Source organism: Thermalbibacter longus (assembly GCF_023806485.1).
GTDB lineage: Bacteria > Chloroflexota > Chloroflexia > Thermomicrobiales > Thermomicrobiaceae > Thermalbibacter > Thermalbibacter longus.
The window spans coordinates 92,198-109,992 of the sequence record NZ_JAMSLR010000008.1; the positions used below are offsets into that span (position 1 = coordinate 92,198).

Below are 17,795 nucleotides of genomic sequence, written 5' to 3' on the forward strand. Positions count from 1 at the left end.
ATGGAATACACGCCCCAGGGCCTCGAGCAAGTGCTCGACGAGGTATCTGCCGATACCCTCATGCAACACGTGACGACGATCGCCAGATGGGTGCGGCTCTCGGGCACGCCAGCGGAGGCAGAAGCGTTCGCATACATCGAGTCAGTCGCGCGTGGCTTCGGTCTCGAGGTGACGCGGTATGCCCCAGTCTGCCTCGTGAGCTTGCCGCTCTCGGCATCGCTCGTCGTCGTGAAGTCGAACGAGTCGATCCCCTGCATTACCCACTCATTCTCCGCCTCCACCGAGTCGGGTGGCATCGAGGCGGAGCTGGTCTATGTGGGGAACGCCCGGGAAGCAGACTATGCCGCGACGAGCGCGCGCGGCAGGATAGCGCTTGCCGAGGGGCTGGCGACGCCCGAGAAGGCGGTGCTCGCCGAGCGCCATGGCGTTGCCGGGATGATCCACATCAGCGGCGAGCACCTGCACGAGATGATCATCTCGCCGGTTTGGGGAAGCCCGACCGCTGAAACGATCCATCTGCTGCCGACGAGGCCACACGTGTCGATCGATCGCAAGGCCGGCGACCATTTGAAGAGACTGCTGGAGTCTGGCCCGGTGCGAGTTCGGCTTACGACAGAGGTCGACACCGGCTGGCGTCCCCTGCCGCTGCTCATCGCTGATCTCCCCGCCCCCGACGGCGACGGGAGCTTTGTCCTCTTCAGCGGCCACGTCGACTCCTGGCACTACGGCGCGATGGATAACGGCAGCGCCAACGCGCTGATGCTCGAGGTCGCTCGGATCCTCAGTCGCCACCGAGAGGATCTTCGCCGCTCGGTGCGGTTCGCGTTCTGGTCGGGCCACTCCCACGCGCGCTACGCGACTTCCACCTGGTATGCCGACCATGCCTGGGACGAGCTCTGGGAACGTTGCGTCGCGCACGTGAACATCGACTCTCCCGGAGCGATCAACGCCACCGTACTGAGCGAGGCCCCGACCATGGCCGAGACCCACGACTTTGCCCGTGAAGTTATACGCAGCTTGACCGGCCAGGAACTCCGTTACCACCGCATCGGCCGGCTGGGGGATCAGAGCTTCTGGGGTACTGGGATACCGTCGCTGTTCTGTTCGATTTCCGAACAGGGCGAAGCCCAGGAAGAGGGAGACATCGGGGCGCTGATCGGCGGATCGCGGGCACGTCGCGGAGGGCTCGGCTGGTGGTGGCACACCACCGAGGACACGGTCGATAAGATCGACCCGGCCAACCTGGTCCGCGATACGCGTGTGCTCCTCGCTACGGTGCTGGGCTTGGCGACCGCGCCAGTTCTCCCCTTCCGCCAGTCGCGCGCGGTCGAGGAGATCCGCGACGCGCTGGCCGACCTCGCGACCGTTACGGGCGCGGAGTTGATCGGTCTAGCGGCTCTGCGCCAGGAATGCGACCTGCTCCTCAACGCAGCCAGGCGGCTCGACGCTCGCTGTGAGCAACCGGTCGATGCACAGACAGCAAGGCGCCTCAACCGTTGCTCGATGCGGGTGAGCCGCGAGCTCATCCCAGTGAACTACACCGCGCGCGGGCCATTCGAGCAGGATCTCGCACTGCCCACGAAGCCTCTTCCAGGCTTGCAGCGCCTTCATGACCTCAGTCGGCTGCAGCCGGCCGATCCCGGCTACTATCCGCTGCTCCACTCGCTACAGCGCGAGCGAAACCGCGTGCTCCACGCGCTTCGCTCGGCACGTCGCCACATCGAGGAAACGCTCGACACGAGCGCGTAAGGCCTGCCGCTCAGACCATGGGAGACGCGCGTAAAGAACGGGAGAGTGAGCGGCCTGCATGATGGCAGGCCGCTCTTGCGTACCGTTGCGGGGCTGTGGTAGACTCCTTCCAGAAAACGGGTGAGTAGCTCAGCTGGTCAGAGCGCGCGGTTCACATCCGCGAGGTCAGGGGTTCAAGTCCCTTCTCACCCACCGAGGGATGCATAGGTCTGGGTCGCCAGCGGCGGTAACGCCGCGGCTGTTCTGTTATGCGCACGGGAGATATCCAGGGGCGGGGCGGCCGAGGAGGGGGTTCCTCGGCTTTCCGCGTCAGAGGCCCGGGGCGAATCGGCACGTACGCTGGGGCACAGGACAGCCACCTCGTGCTTTTCCCTCCAGGAAGAGAGTGGGGCTTCGGTGGGATAGTCCGGCCATACCGGATAGGGTAAGGAAACGTCTATGGTGCGTGAGCGTCCGGTCGTTCTCACGCTCGAAGGCAAAGCGCAATTGGAGCATGAGCTCGAGCAGCTCCGATCCGTTAAGGTACCGATGCTCGTCTCGCGGCTGCAGCAACTGAGCAATGAGGGTGACATCTCTGACAACAGCGAGTACGAAGACACCAAGGAAGAACTGGTGCTGGCAGAAGCGCGCATACGCGAGATCGAACACATTCTCCGCCGGGCGCAGGTGATCACCCAGGAAGGTCGTCGCGACGTCGTCCAGCTCGGCTCACGTGTGACGGTCGTCGACGAGGAAGGCATCACCGAGACCTGGGTGATTGTGAGCCCAGAAGAGGCGAACGCGATGCAGGGGCGCATCTCGATCGAGTCTCCTGTCGGTGCCGCCTTGCTCGGTAAACGCGCTGGCGATACTGTTGTTGTCCAGGCGCCCGGTGGCGAGACGCGCTTCAGAATCCAATCGGTCGAATAGCTGGCTACGAAGCTGTCGCTAGCGGCCGCGGCGCCTGAGATCGCCGCGGCCGTACTGTGTGTGCGACCACGGCCACTCGACGCGCAGTGCTGGAGGAGCGATCGACGATGACCCTCAACGATCAACAGGAACAGCGCCTGGCGAAGCTGCGCTCGCTGCGCGAGCAGGGCATCGATCCATACCCGCCCCGCTGCACGCGCACTCACTCCGCAGCGGAGGCGATCGAGCGGTTCCGGCGCATCGAGGCATCGCTCGGCGACGAGCCGGACCCTGAAGCGATCAGCGTCGTTGGCCGGGTGGTGGCGATACGAGATCTGGGCAGGATCATCTTCAGCCACATCCGGGACGGCTCGGGTGCGATCCAGCTCTATCTCAGGCGCGATCTGCTCGGGGACGAGCGGTTCGCCTGGTTCAAGCGGTTCGTCGACCTCAACGACTTCGTCGAAGCCCAGGGAAATCTCTTTCGCACCCGTACCGGCGAGATCTCCGTTCAAGTAACTGGCTTTCGTCTTCTCAGCAAGGCGCTGAACCCTCCCCCGGACAAGTGGCACGGTCTCAGCGACGTCGAGACGCGATATCGACAGCGTTACGTCGACTTGCTCGCGAACGACGAGACCCGGCGGATCTTCGTCGTGCGCGCCAATCTCGTCCGCGCGCTGCGACGATATCTCGACGAGCGCGGTTTCCTCGAGGTCGAGACGCCGACGCTGCAACCGCTCTACGGGGGGGCTGCCGCGCGGCCGTTCACCACCTACTACCACGCGCTCGACCAGACCTTCTACCTGCGGATCTCCGACGAGCTGTACCTGAAGCGACTGCTGGTCGGCGGCTATGATCGGGTCTACGAGATGTGCAAGGACTTCCGAAACGAGGGAATCGACGCGCGCCACTCACCCGAGTTCACCATGCTCGAGTTCTACGCCGCCTACTGCGACTACCTCGATGTCATGCAGATGTGCGAGGAGATGGTTGTCCACGCCGCCGAGCAGTCGCTCGGCACGCTGCTCATCCCCTGGGGTGAGCACACGATCGACCTGACGCCACCGTGGCGTCGGTTGACGCTGCGCGATGCGTTGATCGAGCACACCGGGATCGATTTCCTGGAAGTGAACGATCAGGCGGAGCTATATGCCAGAGCCCGCGCTCTCGGAGCCGATGTCCTACCGACGACGGTGTGGCCACGCATCCTCGACGAGTTATTGAAGACATTCGTCCGGCCTCGTCTGATCCAGCCCACCTTCGTCTACGACTACCCGGTGGAGCTCTCGCCCCTTGCCAAGCGGAAGCCGGAAGACCCTCGCCTGGTCGAGCGGTTCCAGCTCTTTATCGGCGGCCTAGAGCTGGCCAACGCCTATACCGAGCTGAACGACCCGCTCGATCAGCTCGCGCGGTTCCTCGAGCAGGCACGCGACCGGGAGCTGGGCGACGAGGAAGCGATGCCGATCGACGAGGACTACGTCAACGCGCTTATGTACGGCATGCCACCCACCGGCGGCTTCGGCATCGGCATCGATCGCCTCGCCATGCTGTTCACCAACCAGCAGAATATTCGCGAGGTGATTCTGTTCCCTCAGCTTCGAGTAAAGCCCGAACCCACCGGGTTGGCTGAGGATCTTGCCCCCTATCTCGATCTGGCCGCCGCGCCCGATCAGGTCTCGGGGGCTGCCCCATCGATCGACAACGATGTTGGCGGATCGTGACCACGATACTCGAGCTATCCTGGCGACCAGTTCAGCCTTGACAGTATGCGAGGCTACGCCGGCTCGTCGCCGAGACGGTGGTACAGGTAACGGAACACGTCGCGGCAGATAGCCGCCAGGGGCACGATCACGATCATGCCGACCACGCCCCAGAGCGCCCCACCGATCACGATGAGAAGCATGACCAGGGCTGGATTCATCTGCACGACATGGCCGTGAATGCGCGGAACTAATAGATTGTTCTCGAGCTGTTGGATGATGATGAAGGCCACGCCCACCCACAGCAGCTTCGAAGGCTCAGTAGCGAGCGCCACCAGCGCGATGATGATGAACGTGAGAATCGGCCCGAGGATCGGGATCAACTCGAGGACGCCGGCGATCAGACCCAACACGATCGGCTGGGTCATGCCGATGACTGCCATCGCGATGCCTGTTGCCAGACCGATCACTACCCCGAGCAAGAGCTGTCCACGAATGTACGCGGACAGCGTTCGATCGGTGATGGCGACGATCGTGCGGACGTCCTCGCGCCATCCCTCCGGCCACAGGTTATAGAACCACTGCCAGCCCTGGCGCTCGTCCTTGAGCACGTAGAACAGCCAGAACGGGAGGAGCACAACTGCCGAGAAAAACCCGATCGCCGCGCCCACGGCGCTGAAGGTGGTCATCAGCGCGGTACGGATAGCGGCGATCGCCACTGAGCCGAGCGAGGACAAGCTGCTCTCGATCTGGGTCTGAATCTGTGGCGGCACCGTCGCCTGATAACGATCCAACCACTGGAAGATCTGATTGTTTGCCGCCTCTACATAGTCAGGAATCGATTGGATGAACTCGGTCGACTGGCGGATCAAGGGCGGGAACAGGAGAAGCCCAGCCAGCGCAAGCAGACCGCCAGCGACTCCATAGCTCAGCAGGATGGCTAGCGTCCGACAGAGCCCGGGGGAGCGCGATCGAAACGGGATGACCTGCTCGAATGCCGCGACGAGCGGGGCCAGGAGATAGGCAATCACGGCGCCGACAGCGAACGGCACCAGAGCTCCGCGTACCGACCAGACGACCCAGCCGACCACGAGCAGCGCGAGCAAGACCATCAGGACGCGACGGAACCGCCGCGATTCCAGCGGCGAGGGGCTTCGGGCCGTTGGCTCAGTTCGCGTCGAAACTGGTTCAACCATGGAGGCAGGTTCCCTCTCGATCCGCGGACTGGCTCGCTCTTCAGCGACTCGCTATGACTATTGTTGCAGATCGAGAGATTTAGCTACGCCTCGGTGCGGCCCCGGCGGCGTACGAGCTCTGCCGAGAGAAGCACCAGCACCGAAAAGGTAATCAGCATCGACGACACCGAGGCTATCGTGGGATCGATCTCCAGGCGCAGGCCCTCGAACATCCGCATCGGGAGCGTGCGCCCCTGCGCGCCGGCGATGAAGAGAGCGACGATTAGCTCATCGAACGATGCGATGAACGCGAACACCGCCCCCGCGAAGATTCCCGGCGCGATCAGCGGCAAGGTGACATAGCGGAAGGTCTGGAGCGGGTTCGCGCCCAAGTTCTGCGCCGCCTGTTCGAGACGGATATCGAATCCCCTGAGCGTCGCGGTCACGTTCACGATGACATACGGCAGCGCAAGCACCGTGTGGGCCAGCACCAGGCCGAAAAAGGTCTGCACCAGGTGCAAGCGGGCGTAGATCCCGTAGATCGCGATCGCCACGATGATCGTAGGCACGATGAGCGGCGAGACGATCACGGCATTGATCAAGTCCTTGCCGGGGAAGTTGCCGCGCACCAGCGCCAGCGACGCCATGATGCCGAGCACGGTCGCGAGGATCATCACCGTGAAGGCTACGCGGATGCTCTGGATCATCGCTGACGTCCAGTCAGACCGGTTGAAGAAGTTCTCGTACCACTGCAGCGAGAAGCCAGGCGGCGGGAACGAGAGATATTTCGCCGCGCTGAACGACATCGGAATAACGATGACCACCGGCGCGATCAGGAAGAGCAGCACCAGGCCACACAGCACCGCGAGCAGCACGCGAGACCAGGAGAAGGCGAAGCGCGGCGGCCGTGCCTGGCGTTCGGCTACCGGGCGGGTTCTCGGCTGCGCGGCTGGCTGCGCCGTCATGACACGTCACCTCCGAAGATCTTGTCCAGCCCGAGCAAGCGGTTATAGATCACGAAGATTACCAGCGTCACGGCGAGCAGCACCGTACCCAAAGCCGCCGCGAACGGGAAATTGAGCTGCGTGCGGATCTGGTCCTCCATGAGTTGAGCGATCATGATTTCGGTTCTTCCACCCATAAGGGCCGGGGTAATGAAGAAGCCTAGCGCCAAAATGAACACCAGCAGGCTACCTGCCGCCACTCCGGGCAGGCTGAGTGGGAAGAAGATCCGTAAGAAGGCCTGCAATGGCGTTGCTCCCAAGTTCTGCGCTGCCCGGATCAGATCACGGTCGATCCCGCGCATCACCGCGAACGCCGGAAGCACCATGAAGGGAAGCAAGACATGTACCATCCCCACTAGGACTCCGATGCGGTTGTACATCATGCGCAACGGCTCGTCGATTAGACCGAGCTCCAGCAGCCACCGGTTCACCACGCCCTGTCGCTGGAGCAATACCATCCAGGCGTACGTCCGCACCAGGATACTGGTCCAGAAGGGGATGAGCACGAGGATCAGAAGCAGCCGGGCCGTACGGGCACGCAACGTGGAAAGGAAGTACGCGAGGGGGTAGCCGAGGACCAAGCAGATCGCAGTCACCTGGAGAGCGATCGTAAAGGTGGTGCGCATGACCCGCAAATACACATCCACCTCCACGATACGCCGGTAGTGCTCCAGCGAGATAATCCCCTGATCATAGACGCTTGTCACCAGCAGTCGTAGGATCGGGTAGACAAACAGGACCAGTAGCAGTAGGAGCGCGGGGAGTAGTAGCCCGAAGAGAGCTGCTTGCCTGCGCAGATACAGCTTCCTCATCCTCGGGTCAACCGCGATCTGTGCCCCAACTGCCGGTCTTCGTGCGGTGACTGCCACCGAACTACCCCTCCGTGCGGTATATCCCTGCGTCCCTGTCCCGCGATGTTGACCGTCGAACACACCCAGTGTACTGTACCGGGACTACTCGTCGCCGCCCTTCCCCGCACTGGCACGCGGTGCCAGTTCTACCCACGCTTCGGGCTAGTAATCGCGCCGCCGGGGAGAAGGGAGCGAGCAGCCGGTAGCTGCTCGCTCCCCTTCGCTCAGGCCGTCAGCCAGTTGTCGAATCGCTCCTGGAGCTCCTCGAGGGCGTCGAGCCAGAACTCGTTGTCTGCCTCGATCTGCACGTCCTTCTGTGCCGGTGCGCTGGGAAGGCGCTGCTTCAGGTCGTCGGAGAGCAAGTCGAAGCCCTTGCCGTTCGTCGGGCTATATGGAATCAACTTCGCCAGCTCCGCCTGCACCTCTGGCCGGGTGGCGAAGTTGATGAAGTCCATTGCGAGCTCCTTCTCCTTCGCTCCCTTGGGCACGAGGAACGAGTCAGTGCGCAGCAACCCCTCGTTCCACTGGATGGCCACTGGCGCACCCTGGCGCTGGATCGCGTCGATGCGGCCGTTCCAGGCGCTGGTCATAACGACCTCGCCGTCGGCGAGAAGCTGTGCTGGCTGCGCGCCCGCCTCCCACCAGACCGTCACGTGGGGCTTGATTTTATCGAGCGAGGCGAAGGCTCGGTCCACTCCTTCGGGAGTCCGCAGGACCTGGTAGACCTCACTCTTCGGCACGCCATCGGCCATCAGAGCGAACTCCAAATTGCCGATTGGTCCGTCCACCTTATCCGCTGCGCGAGGCCCCGGGAAACCCTCGACGTCCCAGTAATCTTTCCAGCCCTGTGGCGCCTTGCCACCGAACTCATCAGTCCGGTAAGCCAAAATCGTGGACCAGAAGATGACTGCAACGTCGAACTCCCTGGCCACGTTCTCGAGCAGGTCAGCCTTGTCCACGATCGAGTAGTCGATCGGCTCGAGGTAACCCTGGCGCCCCAGCAAACGGGCCTCGAACGTACCTTGCTGGGCAACGGTCCACTCGACGTTGCCAGCGTCGACCTGCGCCCGGAGCTTACCCAAATCGGTGGAGTCCTCGACGATCTCGGCGCCCGTCAGGCGCTTGAACGGTTCCAGCACCGCCGCTCGCTGGGCATCCTGCATGGCGCCGCCGAAGCCCGCGAAGACGAGCGTCTTGCCCTTCCACTTGTTCGGATCGTCGTACCCTGCCACGGTGAATTCTGGGCCCGGCCCGGCTGCCGCTGGGCTCGGCGTAGTCGCAGCACCTCCTCCCGGTGCCGGCGTCTCCTCTTCCTGCTGGCAGGCCACCAGCGCGTTCAGGCTCACCGCCCCCAAGCCGGCGGCGGCCATCAGGCGGAGGAATTGCCTCCGGCGAATCCGGTTGGCCAGCTCCAGCCTCCGGAGTACCAGTTCCATGCGCTCATCGGCCATCCTTATACCCTCCTCCTCGCGCGAACGCGTGTCCTCCAAGACCATTCTGGATTCGGCCATGCGCTCGAGGTACTACCGTGCGTTGTGTCTCTGCTCTTTCCCCTCCTCGACTACGTATCTTCATAACCATTGGCCTCACAGCTTCTGGTATCCCGCCGGGTTCGGAGTAGGGATCCACCACTCTTCTCCCCGTACGGTCTGCACATACTCTGGCCACCGGAGATCGACGGGCGGCGGGAAGTCACGCGGCAGCAGCGGGGCGACCCACCGATCACCGCCGACGCCACCACCGGTTCGCTCTCGGAACTCCGCTTGCGCCCGCTCAAGCGCCTCTGGATACACGATCAGGTCGAGCAGTGTCGCCGCGATGACCTTGCCCGCCACGAACATGCCCGGGTCGATCACCTCCGGCCTACCACCGAGCGCATTGTATGTCCAGGCTGGGTAGGCATAATTCGGGCTGGGCGGCCTCAACCACGGGCGCGCAGTGAACAGCCGCACAGTGGGCGCGTGCCAGGTGTACTCTACATAGTCGTCCGATGTGAAGTTCTGCTGCCATTCTGGTAGCGCCGACCGTAACCGAGCTTCGTACTCTGTGGGCGGAACCAGCCGCTCGATGTCTTCGTTGAACGGCTCTTCCATCGGCGAGAGACCGAGGTTGCGCTGTATCTCCCGCGCGAACTCGCGTGCCGCCTCGCTGTATCGCGGTGGGCCGACGAGCTCGAGATTGGCGTAGGTCAGTTCTGCCATGGCCCGGTTCGGCAGGCCTACGCGCGTCTTCGTCACCCAGCGCACCGAGACCTGGCAACCCGTCGCCTCGGCCGCCTGCTTCGCGTTGTTGGCCAGCACCCGGTAGATCTGCTCCTGGATGCCGAGCGTCGGCGACCGCCAGGCATACTGGATCTGCGCGAAGCGCGGCGGCAGGTTGTCGGCCGTCGCGTCACCGGCCGCCAGCACGAACTCGTTGAGAGTCCAGGAGCCAGTGTGTGGGAACATCGCCTCTTTGGTGTACTTGGTCATCGTGTACATCAAGCATAGAGCATCGATCGCGCCCGGACAGCGCGCCGCCGCGTGGGAACCGCCGACCCCCGGGAACAGGCTTCGGTCGATCCACTTCTCAGGTTCCGCACATTCGAACGTGAATACACAGCTCCAATAGGACCCGCAGTGGGTATCCCAAGCGACCGTGTTCGTTGCTTTCGGCTGATACGCCGGATGGTAAGCGACGAAGGCATCGAACCCGTCGTAGTAGCCCTTAGCAGCGTGCACCGGCTTGGAGCCGCAGACCTTCTCGGCAGGCTCGCCGAAGAACCGCAGCGTGCCGCGCAGCCCGTGCCGCTCCATCGCGACCTTCGCGGCGAGCACGCCGGTGAGCGCGGCCACGCCGAGCATCGAGTGGGGATCGGTATGGCCGGCAGCCCACGGGTGCAACCCTTCCCGCGGCTTCCTGTAGGGTACAGGCTCTTGGGAGTTGCCGGGAACCGCGTCGTACTCCGCGTACGCCCCGAGAACCGGCCGCCCGGAGCCCCAGCTCGCGACGAAGGCTGTCGGCATCTCCCCTGAGCCCTCTTCGACCTCGAACCCGTGGCGGCGCAGGAGATCGACGTACGCCCTCGCCGACTTGTACTCGCGCCACGACGGCTCAGCGTAACGCCAGATCTCGAGGTCGAACTCCGAGAGCCATCCCTGGTTCTCCTCGATCCAGGCGAACGCGGTCTTCTTCGCGGCGTGCAACTCTGTCACTGGCCTTTCCTTCCCCACTCCACTGCCCTAGACTCTGGTTACCTGAGCCACGCGACCTGTCACAAGCGCGAGCGCGCCAAGCCAGCCCATCACGCCTCCAGCTCGAGCCCCTCCGGCGAGTAGTAATGCGTATATTGCCAGACCGCGGCCGCAACGAGGTCGTCCTCGGAGAGCTGGCGGCTGAAGCGTCCTGGCGAGAGGGCTCGGATGTCCAGCGAAGGCTCGCCGTGGACGATCCACTCGGCTAGCAGCCGGCCCAGCGCGGGCGAGAACGAGAACCCGCTGCCGTTGCAACCGGTGAGGGTCCACAGCCCGCGCACGCCCGGCACTGGGCCCACCAGAAATAGCCCGTCCGCCGTCATGGTGAACAGCCCGCCGCGGTGCTCCTGCACCCCGACCCGCCGAAGGTCGGGAACCGTACGCTCGACCTGGCCGGTCAGTCGCTCCAGCACCGCGAAATCCAGCGGCACATCGTCCATCGAGAACGACTCATCCCGCCCGGCCGGATCCAGCGGAAGCGGGTCGCTCTCGAATCCGCCCAGCATGATCCCTCCCCGGGCCGGCCGGACGTAGACCGCCACGTCGATGATCCGCGCGATCGGGTACGATGGCTGCATGCCGAGTACTGGATCAGTTATGTAGAGTTGATGTCGCATCGGAACGATGGGGACTTCAGCCCCAGCCAACCGACCGACCTCCCGTGCCCAGGCGCCCGCTGCATCGACAACGACCGGCGCGGCGATCTTCCCGCTGGGGGTCACGACGCCGGCCACCTCCCCAGCGCGCACGCGAATCCCCGTCACCGGCACATGTCCGCAGACCGCGGCTCCGCGCTTCGCCGCCCCCTCCTGGTAGGCCTCGAGGAGGCTCGCTGGTTCCTCGATGTAGACGTCTCCGGGAATCCAGCACGCGGCGCGGATTTCATCGGGCTCCACGTAGGGCGCGAGGCGGCACACCTCGGTGGCGGCGACCAGCTCCAGTTCGACGCCCCAGCGGCGCGACTGCTCGGCCTCGCGCAGAATCAAGGCCGCGTGCGCCTCCGTGCGGGCGATGAGCAGGCTCCCCGAGCGTTCGACCGGCAACGGCGCCCCGGTCTCCTCACTGAAGCCGAGCACGGTGTCGATCGCTAGCCGGGCTAGTCTCGTCCGGAGTTCATCCCCTTGGATCAGCTTGAACAGGCCCGCCGCTCGGGGTGAGGTCTGCGAGCGCGGCGCATAGCGGTCCAGTACCACGACACGACCAGCGCCCTCGCGTGCGAGGAAATAGGCCGTGCTCAGGCCGAAGGCTCCGGCTCCGATCACCACGACATCAGCTTGGCTCGGCACCCGGCCACCCATCGATACCTCCACCATCCGGTCAGGCGCTTTCGCCAGAGCCATCCCGGACGATGACGGCGTCGGCGGTGCCCCAGCTCAGCCGTACCCGGTCGCCGCGACGCCAGCGCATGGTCTCCAGACGGCTCGGTTGCTTCACCGTCAACCACGAACCGTGTTCCAGGCGTACCCGGAACTTAGTCGCCTCGCCGACGTAGATGATCTCCTCGATCGTCCCCTCGACTACGTTGTCACCGGAGCCGTCGCCGATGACGATCCGCTCAGGCCGCAGGGCGACCGAAACCTGGTCGCCTGGCTGAACACTGTCCGAGACAGGAATCGAGACACGCCATCCTTCCGGTGTCACGAGGAAGAATCGCCCATCGCCAGGCTCCACCCGGCCACTCAGAAAATTCGACTCACCGATGAAGTCAGCGACGAACTGGCTCACCGGCTGCTCGTACAGCTCGCGGGGCGTGCCGACCTGTTCGATCCGGCCACCGTTCATGACCGCGATGCGATCGGACATGGTCAGCGCCTCTTCCTGGTCGTGGGTAACGTAGATTGTCGTGGTATTGGTCGACTCCTGGATGTGTTTGATTTCGAGCTGCATCTCCTCGCGCAACTTCTTATCGAGTGCCCCGAGCGGTTCGTCCATGAGGAGAACCGGCGGGCGGAACACCAGCGCGCGCGCCAGCGCCACCCGCTGCTGCTGCCCTCCGGAGAGCTGGCGTGGAAAGCGTTCCTCGAAGCCGGGTAGCCGCACGAGCTGCAGCACCTCGCGCACGGCCTGCCGGATCTGCTCCCGCGACCACTTTCGCATCTTGAGCGGGAAAGCAATGTTCTCCGCGACGGTCATGTGTGGGAACAGCGCGTAGTTCTGGAACACCATGCCGATGTTTCGCTTGTGCGGCGGCTGGAAGGCGATATCCTCGCCGTTGACCAGGATTTGCCCCGCGGTCGGCAGCACGAAGCCCGCGACCATCATGAGTGTGGTCGTCTTGCCGGATCCCGAGGGGCCGAGGAGCGTAATGAACTCGCCTGGCGCGATATCGAGCGTGACCTGATCGGCAGCGACGACGTCGCCATACACTTTGGTCAATCCGATCAACTCCAGCCGCGCACCGCGCTGCTCGCGTTCCCTCCTCGCCGCAGCAGGAGCTTGCTGCACTCCGGCCATCGCTCCGCTCCCTGTCTTACCCCGATCTCGCCCCACCGGCCGCCGACACGGTGCCGGCTAGTCGGAGACACGGTCTTATGCCATCAGTTCCCAACGGCTCTACGATGCAGGGTTTGGGTATAGGAACTCCCCTGATCCAGCCCCTGCCATGACTGATGCGACACCGCCCGCTTAGGTATAAGCTAGCCTGGCAGCGCTGCAGCCTGGCGCGACCAAGCCAGCCCTCGTCTCACGCCAGTGTCGACGTGATTCTAGTAGTTACACTAGCCGCTCTCGTGCGTTGCGTCAAGGGTCGAGTGCGCGATCGGCACCGTCACGGCGCAAGCGTGCCTTCTTCCGGCGATTCTTCTGCCTCGTGTGCGAAGGGCAAGCGTTCGCGCAGCGAGATGAACGTGCGGCTGACCACAGCGCTCAATTCGCTGACCTCCTGCGACACCAGCTCGCGAATGTAGGTGTTCGTCTGCCCCATCCGCCGGAACTTCCGGTACCGTTCCCGCACCAGCTTATCCGGTGGCATCTCGATGACCTCGGCGAGCGCGCGGACGATGGCGTCCAGCAGGAGAGCGGCAGCATAGTCATGGTCGCGATGCGCTCCGCCTTCCGGCTCCGGAACGATGCCGTCCACGACTTCCAGGCGCTTCAGATCGGCAGCGGTGATCTTCAACGACTCGGCGACCTCGGGCGCGCGCGAGGCATCGCGGTAGAGGATTGCCGCCGCTCCTTCCGGCGAGATCACGCTGTAGATCGCGTTCTCCATCATGAGAACGCGGTCGGCCACCGCCAAGGAGAGTGCCCCTCCGCTTCCGCCTTCGCCAGTGATCACGGCAATTGTGGGAACCGGGAGAACGCTCATCAGCGCGAGACACTCGCTCAAGGCCATCGCGATCCCGCGCTCTTCGGCTCCCTCGCCGAGATACACCCCGGGCGTGTCGATTAAGGTGATCACCGGCAGCTTCAGGCGCGCAGCCAGTTGCATCAGGCGCATCGCCTTGCGGTAGCCCTCGGGCAGTGCCTGGCCGTTGCGCCGGGCAGGATCCCCATGCCCGCGCTCGTGCCCGATCAGGACTACCCCATGCCCCGCGATCTCCCCGAGGCCGCCTACCATAGCCGGGTCATCGCCGAAGAGCCGGTCGCCATGGAGCTCCACGAACTGCGGGCTGATCCGCCGGATGTAGTCGAGCGTCGTCGGGCGCTCCGGATGCCTGGCAATCTGGACGACCTCCCACGCTCGCCGCCCGCTGCCGTTGGGGCCGATCGCCTGCTCCTCCCCTTTGACCGGCAGCGGCGGCCGCGCGCTCACCAGGCGCAAGACCATCGCGATCGCATCGCGCAGCCGTCGCCGGTCGACGATCTGATCGACGAACCCGTGGCTCAGCAGGAACTCCGCGCTATGCGACTGGCTCGGCGCTTGTCCCGCTGTCTCCTTGACGACCCGCGGTCCCGCAAAGCCGATGAGTGCCCCTGGCTCCGCCAGGATGATGTCCCCCTGATTGGCGAACGAGGCATAGATGCCCCCGGTCGTCGGGTGGGTCAGGACTGAAATGTAGGGCACATTGGAGTCATGCGCTCGCTTCGCTGCTGCGGTCGTCTTGGCCATCTGAACCAGGCTGAGGATACCCTCCTGCATCCGGGCACCGCCTGAGGCGGAGACGGTGACGATCGGGAGGCGGCGCTCGGCTGCGCGCTCGAAAGCGAGCGTGACCTTCTCCCCTACGACCGAACCCATGCTGCCCCCGAGGAAGCGGAAATCAAGGACAGCCAGAACGACCTCGCGCCCGCGAATACGCGCCGTCCCGGTAACGACTGCCTCGCGCAGGCCGGTCTGCTCACGCGCCTGGAGGATCCGCTTGCGGTAGGGAAGGCGATCGGAGAAGACCAGTGGGTCGACCGACACGAGGTGCCGGTTGAACTCGTCGAACGTCCCTGGATCGACCAACAGCGCAATGCGCTCGTCCGCTGACAGGGGAAAGTGATGACCGCAACTCGCGCAGACCCGGTAACGCTGATACACGGGATCGGTCGTCAGGTCGGCACCGCACTGGGGGCACGTCAGCGGCTCGGCGATCGCCTGCTGAGCTGGTGGGTTCGACACCTGGCTTTTCTCGGACATCGAACTTATCTCCACGTTGATTGGCCTCGAAAATCCCTGCTTTGATCATAGCGCACGATCCGCAGGATACCCACGGTAATGGAGTACAATCCTCCCGGTTTTCGGGCCATCTGGCCGTTCGCCTGGAGCAACGATGGGGTGTTGATCGGCTTCGCTGCGATCCATCAGCGCACCAACACGTTCTCCCGAGTACCTGGGACGCTCGCACAAGATCGACTGCGCTTGCGGGCGTTCGGTAGAGAGATCCTCCAAACCTTCGCGCATACTCGATCGGTGGCGGGCAGTTTCCTCGCGTCGGCCGAACGACTCGGCATTAGAGCCGTGCCGCTGCTGGCAGTCTACGCGCGGGCCAGCGGCCCCGTACCCTCGAGCGAGCTCCAGGCGCTGATCGACCGGTTGTCCGCGCAGATTTGCGGCTACTCGAGGCCGCTCGATGGCCTGTTCCTCCATCTCTCCGGGACGATGTTGACCGACGGCGGGGTGAGCGCCGATGCCTGGCTTCTCCAGCGGCTCAGAGAAACCGTGGGCGCGAGCCTGCCGATCGCGGTCTTCCTCGATCAGGTCGCGAACGTCGATGCCGAGCTCGTCAGCGGGGCAACGATCGTGGCCGGGCCACAGCAGTGGCCGCCAGTGGATATTCCTGTCCGGGTCGCAGACCTTCTGGAACGGCTGGTCACTACCGTTGAAGGCCGAATTCGGCCGGTCACCGCCGTGCACCGTGTGCCTTTGCTCCTGCCGCTAGCCGCCCAGCGGACGGACCGAGAGCCACTGCGAGCCATCGCCGGGCACGTCCGCGAACTGGAGTCGAGATCTGGGGTAGTGGCGGTGACCTGCTTCGGCGGCTTCCCCTACGCGGACGTTCCCATGGCTGGAGCGGCGGTGGTCGTCGTCGCAGACCGCTCCCTCACGCGTGCTGAGGAGATCGCTGCGGAAGTGAGCGAACATCTCTGGGCACGCCGTAGCGAGCTGCTCGAGCCCGGCCTCAACATCGAGCAAGCAGTCCACACCGCGATGGCGACCGATCAGGGGCTGGCCGTTATCGCTGAGCTCGGGGACGCGCCCGAGGCGGGAGGACCCGGTGAGGGAACCACCGCGCTCTGGGCACTCCTCGACCTCGGCGCAGAGGACGCCGCACTGGCCATCGTCGTGGATCCAGCCGCCGTTCAAGACGCGGTGAAGGCTGGGGTCGGCTCGGACGTCGAGCTCTCTGTCGGCGGCAAAACCGACCGCCGGCACGGGTACCCGATCGATGTGCGCGGTCGCGTCCTGCGCATTTCGGACGGCACGTATCGTCGTCGTGGCCCACTCGACAGCGGTCTGATCGAGAGCGCAGGCTCGAGCGTCGTCATCGAGGCACACGGACGCCACCACGGTCGCTTCGCGTTGATCCTGACCAGTGAACCGGTCGCGGCCAACGATCCGGGCCTGCTCCAGGCGCTGGGCGTGCCGATCGAGGAACTTCGCTGCCTCGTGCTCAAGTCGGCTGTCGAATACCTGGCAGCCTGGGAACCGGGCGCCGTGTCCGTTCTCCCGGCAGCCACGCCGGGTATCACCACACCCGACCTGCTGTTCTTCCCCTACGAGCGCATCCCGCGCCCTATCTGGCCACTCGACCCGCTCTGATGCGATGACTCGTCGTCGCGGGCTAATGGAGAGCACAACTCCCAGTACCTGGAACAGCAGGAACCGGGAGGGCCATCCACCCCGCACTGTTGCTCGGAATCCCTAGAGCAATCGCCTCAGATGTTCCAGCAAGGCCGCGACGCCTTCCACTCCGTCCACCAGCGCATCGGCGACCTCGACCAGTTCCGAAGGCGCCTCATCGCTACGAACACCGATGCTCATGGCCTCGATCCGGCCCGCTGCACGCAAGCTCGCCAGCATTTGCATGGCGTCGACATCCGTCCGATCGTCGCCGAGGAATACCACCGCTCGCAACCCGCGGCGCTCGATCAAGTCCGCGAGTGCCGTGCCCTTATTGCGGTCGATGGGAGGGCGTAGCTCGATCACCATCCGCCCTCGGGTGAGGCGCAGGCGATGCTGCTTGGCTAGTGGCTCCAGCGCGCCGAGGAGCTGCTGCTCGACCGCTGCCGGATCATCGGTCCTCCGGAAGTGCACCGAGAGGGATAGCGCTTTCAGCTCCACCTCTACGGCCGGCGACGAAAACCGGCTCGCCAGTTCTTCCGCAATCTTTTGAATCCGCGGCACCCAGTCCAGAGCATCGGGATCGACTTGGTAGACGCCGTGTTCCCACCGTTCCAGTCCATGGTTCCCTATGTAGACCAGGCCGTCGAGCCCGACGCGCCTGCGGACATCGTCGATGGAACGACCGGTAATGATGGCGATCACGTCGATCTGGCCAGTCAGCGATTCGAGAACGTCTCGAATCGATGGCTCGATTCGAGCCTGATTCGCGGATGGGACGATCCGAGAGAGCGTCCCGTCGAAATCGCTGCAGAGCCCGCACGGCCTAACACGCAAGATACTGGCGGCACGGCGGGCAATAAGGTCAATCACACCCATTTCCCTCTCCAGGATCGGCCTGACCGGAACCGCCGCCTGCAAGCCTAGCAGGTCCTGACAGACAGGCATGGAGGTAATCGGTATACTAGCCGCGAAGCGGCCAGGTTG

At 64.4% G+C, this 17,795-nt stretch carries 13 protein-coding genes and 1 tRNA gene; 5 read left to right on the top strand and 9 right to left on the bottom strand.

Features of this window, described 5'->3' with window-relative positions:
• The 4 genes from NET02_RS11700 (at position 1) to lysS (ending at position 4,358) form a co-directional block, all read left to right on the top strand.
• Complete coding sequence (locus NET02_RS11700; protein ID WP_284057598.1) at positions 1-1,749, top strand: M28 family peptidase; 1,749 nt, start codon at positions 1-3, stop codon at positions 1,747-1,749.
• A 118-nt stretch (positions 1,750-1,867) separates the two neighbouring features.
• Positions 1,868-1,941: transfer RNA gene (locus tag NET02_RS11705), tRNA-Val, on the top strand.
• Positions 1,942-2,187: 246 nt separating this feature from the next.
• On the top strand, positions 2,188-2,658 hold the full coding sequence (greA, locus tag NET02_RS11710) for a transcription elongation factor GreA (protein ID WP_284057599.1): 471 nt from the start codon (positions 2,188-2,190) through the stop codon (positions 2,656-2,658).
• A gap of 107 nt (positions 2,659-2,765) precedes the next feature.
• Positions 2,766-4,358: a lysine--tRNA ligase gene (lysS, locus tag NET02_RS11715; RefSeq protein WP_284057600.1), complete on the top strand. Its 1,593-nt coding sequence runs from the start codon at positions 2,766-2,768 to the stop codon at positions 4,356-4,358.
• Positions 4,359-4,411: 53 nt separating this feature from the next.
• On the opposite strand, the gene NET02_RS11720 is transcribed toward lysS, so the two are convergent.
• The 8 genes from NET02_RS11720 to accD all read right to left on the bottom strand — a co-directional run bounded on the left by NET02_RS11720 (position 4,412) and on the right by accD (position 15,164).
• Positions 4,412-5,533 (bottom strand): AI-2E family transporter, encoded by a 1,122-nt coding sequence (locus tag NET02_RS11720; RefSeq protein WP_284057601.1) that lies wholly within the window; start codon positions 5,531-5,533, stop codon positions 4,412-4,414.
• Between the two features lie 83 nt (positions 5,534-5,616).
• Positions 5,617-6,477 carry an ABC transporter permease gene (locus tag NET02_RS11725; RefSeq protein WP_284057602.1) on the bottom strand — a complete coding sequence of 287 codons (861 nt, stop codon included), beginning with the start codon at positions 6,475-6,477 and terminating at the stop codon, positions 5,617-5,619.
• Positions 6,474-7,328, bottom strand: coding sequence for an ABC transporter permease (locus tag NET02_RS11730; RefSeq protein WP_284057603.1), 855 nt, complete (start codon positions 7,326-7,328; stop codon positions 6,474-6,476). The genes NET02_RS11725 and NET02_RS11730 overlap by 4 nt, the downstream gene beginning before the upstream one ends.
• Before the next feature lie 263 nt (positions 7,329-7,591).
• Complete coding sequence (locus NET02_RS11735) at positions 7,592-8,818, bottom strand: polyamine ABC transporter substrate-binding protein (RefSeq protein ID WP_284057604.1); 1,227 nt, start codon at positions 8,816-8,818, stop codon at positions 7,592-7,594.
• A 135-nt stretch (positions 8,819-8,953) separates the two neighbouring features.
• A complete protein-coding gene (locus tag NET02_RS11740) occupies positions 8,954-10,561 on the bottom strand; it encodes a zinc-binding metallopeptidase family protein (protein WP_284057605.1) in 1,608 nt (535 codons plus the stop codon).
• Between the two features lie 89 nt (positions 10,562-10,650).
• Complete coding sequence (locus tag NET02_RS11745) at positions 10,651-11,898, bottom strand: NAD(P)/FAD-dependent oxidoreductase (RefSeq protein WP_284057606.1); 1,248 nt, start codon at positions 11,896-11,898, stop codon at positions 10,651-10,653.
• Between the two features lie 19 nt (positions 11,899-11,917).
• Positions 11,918-13,054, bottom strand: a complete 1,137-nt coding sequence (locus NET02_RS11750) for an ABC transporter ATP-binding protein (protein ID WP_284057607.1) — start codon at positions 13,052-13,054, stop codon at positions 11,918-11,920.
• Between the two features lie 313 nt (positions 13,055-13,367).
• On the bottom strand, positions 13,368-15,164 hold the full coding sequence (accD, locus tag NET02_RS11755) for an acetyl-CoA carboxylase, carboxyltransferase subunit beta (protein ID WP_284057608.1): 1,797 nt from the start codon (positions 15,162-15,164) through the stop codon (positions 13,368-13,370).
• A 78-nt stretch (positions 15,165-15,242) separates the two neighbouring features.
• Between accD and NET02_RS11760 the strand changes: the two genes are divergently transcribed.
• Positions 15,243-16,787 (top strand): M81 family metallopeptidase, encoded by a 1,545-nt coding sequence (locus NET02_RS11760; protein ID WP_284057609.1) that lies wholly within the window; start codon positions 15,243-15,245, stop codon positions 16,785-16,787.
• A gap of 102 nt (positions 16,788-16,889) precedes the next feature.
• Here NET02_RS11760 and otsB read toward each other — a convergent pair whose 3' ends face one another.
• Positions 16,890-17,687 (bottom strand): trehalose-phosphatase, encoded by a 798-nt coding sequence (gene otsB, locus NET02_RS11765; RefSeq protein ID WP_284057610.1) that lies wholly within the window; start codon positions 17,685-17,687, stop codon positions 16,890-16,892.
• Positions 17,688-17,795 lie beyond the last annotated feature (108 nt).